The sequence below is a fragment of the Janthinobacterium agaricidamnosum NBRC 102515 = DSM 9628 genome, from assembly GCF_000723165.1.
Taxonomy (GTDB): domain Bacteria; phylum Pseudomonadota; class Gammaproteobacteria; order Burkholderiales; family Burkholderiaceae_D; genus Janthinobacterium; species Janthinobacterium agaricidamnosum.
The window spans coordinates 2,203,100-2,208,197 of the sequence record NZ_HG322949.1; the positions used below are offsets into that span (position 1 = coordinate 2,203,100).

Here is a 5,098-nt window from a genome sequence, read left to right on the forward strand (position 1 = left end):
GATTGCACTCCTGTCAGACGGCTTAGGATAGGGATATGACTAAGAGCCTATCCCAGTAGATGAATACGCCCTGTTCTGGCGCTCCTCAGGAACGGGGACTGCGTTGATCGTCGTCGCGTGGCCCGCCACGCGTCCTCCTCACGCCTGGTCCGCGCTCCCGATGCGCGGCCAGAACAAGACGCTCACTACTGGGATAGGCTCTAAGCGGGCATTTTTGTATGAGGCATTACACCTGAGAAGTTCCGCACCAACAAGGGCAAATCGGTGGAACTATTGCGCTATGACAGACAGGCGTTTGAAATAGCCGATGATGGCGCTGCACGGAGCAAGCCAGCGGATGCGGTATCCGTTGTTGCTTTGGAAAGCGAACTTTTATCCCGATAAACACTCGAATATCGGTAAGCTTTTAGAAGGGGAAAGCCATGAAAATTCCACCGGAATTAAGAATCCCGGCCTTGGTGTTTACCTTGCAGGCTGCATTCCTGTCGGGACTGGCGTTGATTTTCCTGGTCCTGGCGCCGCGCTAAGCAAGCGCGGGTGATAGAAGGGGTAAGGGCTGCGCTGCCGGTTCAGGCAGTCGCCATCGCTTGCGCCGGCCACACGCCATCCTTGCTCGATGCGCTGGTGCGGATGATCCAGCATTCCGGATACGGATCGCTGGCGAACCGGTTATGCCGGGCGATCCCGCTCAGTTTGTCGAGCGGCGTATTCGGCCCCAGCGGGGTTTCCTTGCCGGTCGCTTGATCCAGGTGCCAGAAACCGCCGTCGTGGTGGAACAGCAGCGGCAGGACGGCCGCATTTGGCGCGGCGGCAAAGTTGGGCAGCGGATAGCCGGGGTGTTTATCCGGCGTCAGCAAATAAAAACATTCGGCGTGGGCGCCCTGGTCGAGGCGGTGCAAAATCACGCCGTGCGGCATGATGGCGCTGACGCACAAGACCACGATGCCCTTGATGCTGGCGCTCAGTTCGATGCGCATGCCGAGCCGCAGCGGCGTCGATTTGTGCTTGCCGGGCCAGACGCCGTCCAGCAGCACGCCGTAGCGCGACACGTCTTCGATTTCAAACCCATGGTGGCCGCGGCGGATCACGGCGTGGCGGCCGGACAGGCGCCGCGTCAAGCCATGGTTGTCCTGGCCATCCTGGCTGAAATGGCTGAGCAGCACGTCGGCTTCGGGATCGACCAGCTCAAAGCGGCCGAACACGCATTCTTCCAGCGCGAACAGGCGGATCTGGCGCTGCGCACCGGCTTCCGGCGCGGCGTTGACCAGGCAAGCGGCGCGGCTGGCGTGCGGGTGGCTGCGCTGCGTGCCCGGCAGGTCGATTTCGATCAATTCCTCATCCCACGCGATGGTGGTGAAGCCCATGTCGATCTTGCCCTGCGGCGCGGCGAGGTCGACGTGGGCGATGCCGGCGTTGCGCGCGGTGACGTCGAGGTCGTAGCCGCCGCCGGCCGGCGCGCTGACCCGCGCGATAGCCGCGTCGTCGGCCATCACGCGGACGTTTTTATGGGTGCTGAGGAATATCTGGTGGATTTCGGTCAGCGTGGCGTCGCGCCGCGGCACCAGGATGACGAAGGTGCACACCCATTTGCGGACAATTCTGCCGTCGAACAGGCTGTGCACTTCGACCTCGATCTGGTATTGGCCGTGTTCCTTGTTGCGCGACGAGAATTCGACGAATACCGGGCGCCAGTCGCCGCGCGTGGTGCGCACGAATTGCTGGCGCGACGCGCCATGCGGGATCAAGTCCGATTGCAGCTGCATGGCGATGTGCGACGGGCCGTCGACCGCCATGCCGCGCAATTCCATTTTCAGGGTTTGCCGGCCGCCGGCCGCGCGCGGATCGAAGCCGCTGATGTGCAAATGGGCATTGCCCGGCGCCAGCGCGCCGCTGCCGGGGGCGGCGATCACGTCCCGTTTCGGCGTCGTGGGAAGTATCGTCTCGCTATCGTTATTGTCTGCTTGCTGCGGTACTACAAGCTGGCCGGCCGCAAGCGTCGTCGCCGATGGATCGGGGCGGTTGGTGCGCAGCGCCGTCAGCAGTTCAAAACTGCTGCTTGGCTGCAAGGATTGCGCATGACCTGCGGCGCAGGCGTTTTCCCCAGGTACAACCCAGTACGTACAGTGCGGGTGATCCGGGTGACGACATTTTTTCATGGTTGAGCAAGCGTGGCGCCAAAACGGGGGGCGCGAAACCCAGGACGATACTCGCCAGCTTACGCGCTTTTAGTGGCCCTTGGCAACATTCTGTTACATCCAGGTGCATATTTTTTGATAAGTATCGCTTGCTGGCAACGAAAGCAACATTTTTGCTGATCAGACCAGGAGGGGCGGAGTTTCCGGCAATGCCGTTTTATTAAAATTTCGCGGCCCATACTGGCGCCGCCGGCTGCTCCGCCCGGTTGCTTAGTCCGATGCCGCCTTGTTATTTATCAGTGCGGTGCACAGGGCATTTTCTCTTGTGTCTTCTATGCCTACTACGCCTGCGCCTGTGCTTGGGTATACTTCCACGTTAGCGCTGAAGCCGGCGCTGAAGGGGGCGCTGAGGGGGGGCGTGCCGATGATGCTTGGGGGGGGGAAGTTGGCGACGAGGATGCCGGCGAACGACGGTCCCGCGGCAGGACGCGTGAAGATGATCCGGCCCGTATCCCCCGGGATTTTCTCCGTGTTGTCTGGGTTCTTCGCGAGAATTGCCGCCACGGCCGCCTCGTATGCAACCACGGCCTGGTCGGAAGAATTTGTACCCGGGGCTGCCTGGATGTCGGCCTTGGTGATCGGGTTTGTTTTCGGGATCGTGTCAAGGACGTCATTGACGGACGTGACGAACTCCTCGATATCCACCTCTCCGATGTAGCTATCCTTGCCGTAGTACGCATCTATCTCGTCTGTTTGTGCATCCTGGGCCAGGCTCTTCAGGAGACTATTGGCGATGGTGTACGCCGCGTTGGCCGCAGGGAGGCTTTTCCCCGTTTGAGGGGCGACGACCTGCTCGATGTCGTTGACGCCTTTGTATACGCGGCAGGCGCTGGTGCGCGCTGTCCCGATGACAGAGATGTCTCCCACGGTCTTCCCGTTGACGGTGCGGTAAATGGTGCGGGTGACGTTATGGGTGGGTTTCAGGAGCACGTCGGTGATGTAGGCGATCTGTTTGCTGCTGTTGTTGAAGATGTAGCGCGGGGTGGCCTTTCCTGTCATTCCCGGGAGTGAGAAGACGCCAACTTTGCCTGCCGTGGCGCCGCCTTGCCGTTTCAGCTCAGCAGTCGCGGCTACTGACTCTTCGTATTTCACTTGATACATTGGTTTGTTTGTGGTGAGGTTGTTGAAGGTGGCTGCATCGGCGTAGATACAAATCATACCGTCCGCGCATCCTTTCACGGTCGGGCCGGCTTGCGCAGGCAAGGCGGCGGCCAGCGATGCGAGCACGAGGCCGGTCGCCATGACCGTCGTTGCAGCCAGGCGGCCGCGCAGGCGCGACAATAGCAGAGCCAGGCTGTGCGCCTGGCGGATCGTCCCGGGGTGGGAAATGTCGGCTGTGTTAGCTGTGACTTGGTTCTGAAGATAGATGGGCATGATGGGTGCTCCTGTAAACAAAACTGCTGTTTGGCTGCAAGGATGGCGCCTGAGCTGCGGCGCGGGCTTTTTTCCCAGGTACAACCCGGTACGTCCAGTGCGGGTGATACGGGTGACGATGCTGTTGATGGCCAGGCCAGCGTGGCGCCAAAAGGGGCGCGCGGGACGGAGGACGATAAGCGCCAGCTTAGGCACTTTTAGTGGCTCTGGTACATCTTTCTTAATAATTTGGAATGCTATTAAAGAAGTCATATATTTTTCCTGTAAGAATCTATCTCGGCAGAAAATACATCGCCTGCCGACAAGCCTTCGGAGGTGTTGCCGCCGGACGCGCAGTGCGATGGCGTTCAGCTGATCGGCATGCAAGCCAGCAGGCGCTGTGTGCATGATGGTGTCGAACAGGGTAGCGATGGCCTGGGCGGCACTGCGGATCGCGCAAGCTGCGGCCGGCACATGGCCGATGGTCAGCGGTGCCGCCGACCGCGCCGCCTAGTTCGATGCCGGCTTGTTAGCCTTGTTATTGACTAGCGTGTTGCACAGATTCGTGTAGCCCGTGCCGACGTCGCCGCGGACGCCGTTCCCGTCGATTTTGCCGTCGCTCTCATAGGAAACGAGGATGCCGGCGAACGACGGTCCCGCGACAGGAACTTTGAATGCGATGTCGCCACCCAAAATTTCTGTGGCTATGCGTCCGCGTCCGAATGTGTCTATGAATGAGGGGGCGAATGCGCCTGAATCGCCACAACAATTGTAGACACTCCTGAGCCATAATTACGGGCACAAGGAGAAGGTATGAGCGGAAAGCGGTACACAGAGGAATTCAAGATTGCTGCGGTCAAGCAAGTGGCGCAGCGCGGGCACCCGGTTAGTGAAGTCGCAGAGCGGCTTGGCGTGAGCATCCATAGCCTGTACGCCTGGGTGAAACGCTATGGCGTCCCAGAGGAAGAGCGCAAGGCAGTTGATGTCCAGGCCGACGAAATGCGGCGCCTGAAAGCCGAGCTCAAGCGCGTCACGGAGGAGCGCGACATTTTGAAAAAGGCCGCGGTGTACTTTGCCAAGACGTCCGCGTAAGGTACACCTTAATTGTTGAGTTACAGGACCAATTCCCGGTGCGACGGCTTTGCAAAGTGCTCGAGGTTCATCCGAGCGGTTTTTATGCTTGGCGTCTGAACCCTGAAAGCAAACGTGCCAAGGAAGACAAGCGCCTGCTGGTGCCCATCAAGGAATCTTGGCTGGAAAGCGGCAGCGTGTACGGCTACCGCAAGGTCTGCGACGATCTGCGCGAGCTGGGTGAACAATGCGGCGTCAATCGCGTTCATCGCCTAATGCGCTCGGCTGGGATACGTTCTCAGACGGGTTACGCCAGGCGCAAGTACAAACGTGGCGGCGCGCCGTCGCTGGTGGCTCCAAATCATCTGCAGCGGCAGTTTGATGTGCAAGAGCCAAATCGCGTCTGGGTCACGGACATTACCTACATCCGGACGTATGAGGGCTGGCTGTATTTAGCCGTTGTACTTGACCTGTTCTCA

At 59.9% G+C, this 5,098-nt stretch carries 2 protein-coding genes and 1 pseudogene (1 of these 3 only partly in view); 1 reads left to right on the forward strand and 2 read right to left on the reverse strand.

What is annotated here, in order from left to right:
- Positions 1 to 569 precede the first annotated feature (569 nt).
- Positions 570 to 2,066: an FHA domain-containing protein gene (locus tag GJA_RS09410; protein ID WP_339325656.1), complete on the reverse strand. Its 1,497-nt coding sequence runs from the start codon at positions 2,064 to 2,066 to the stop codon at positions 570 to 572.
- 339 nt (positions 2,067 to 2,405) lie between these two features.
- Positions 2,406 to 3,821: a hypothetical protein gene (locus tag GJA_RS09415; RefSeq protein WP_038491365.1), complete on the reverse strand. Its 1,416-nt coding sequence runs from the start codon at positions 3,819 to 3,821 to the stop codon at positions 2,406 to 2,408.
- 540 nt (positions 3,822 to 4,361) lie between these two features.
- Between GJA_RS09415 and GJA_RS09430 the strand changes: the two are divergent.
- Positions 4,362 to 5,098: pseudogene (locus GJA_RS09430) on the forward strand (IS3 family transposase) (it continues 323 nt past the right edge of the window).

Coding starts and splice junctions, on each gene's coding strand:
- GJA_RS09415 (WP_038491365.1), bottom strand. CDS start 3,821: ATGACTTCTTTAATAGCATTCCAAATTATTAAGAAAGATGTACCAGAG.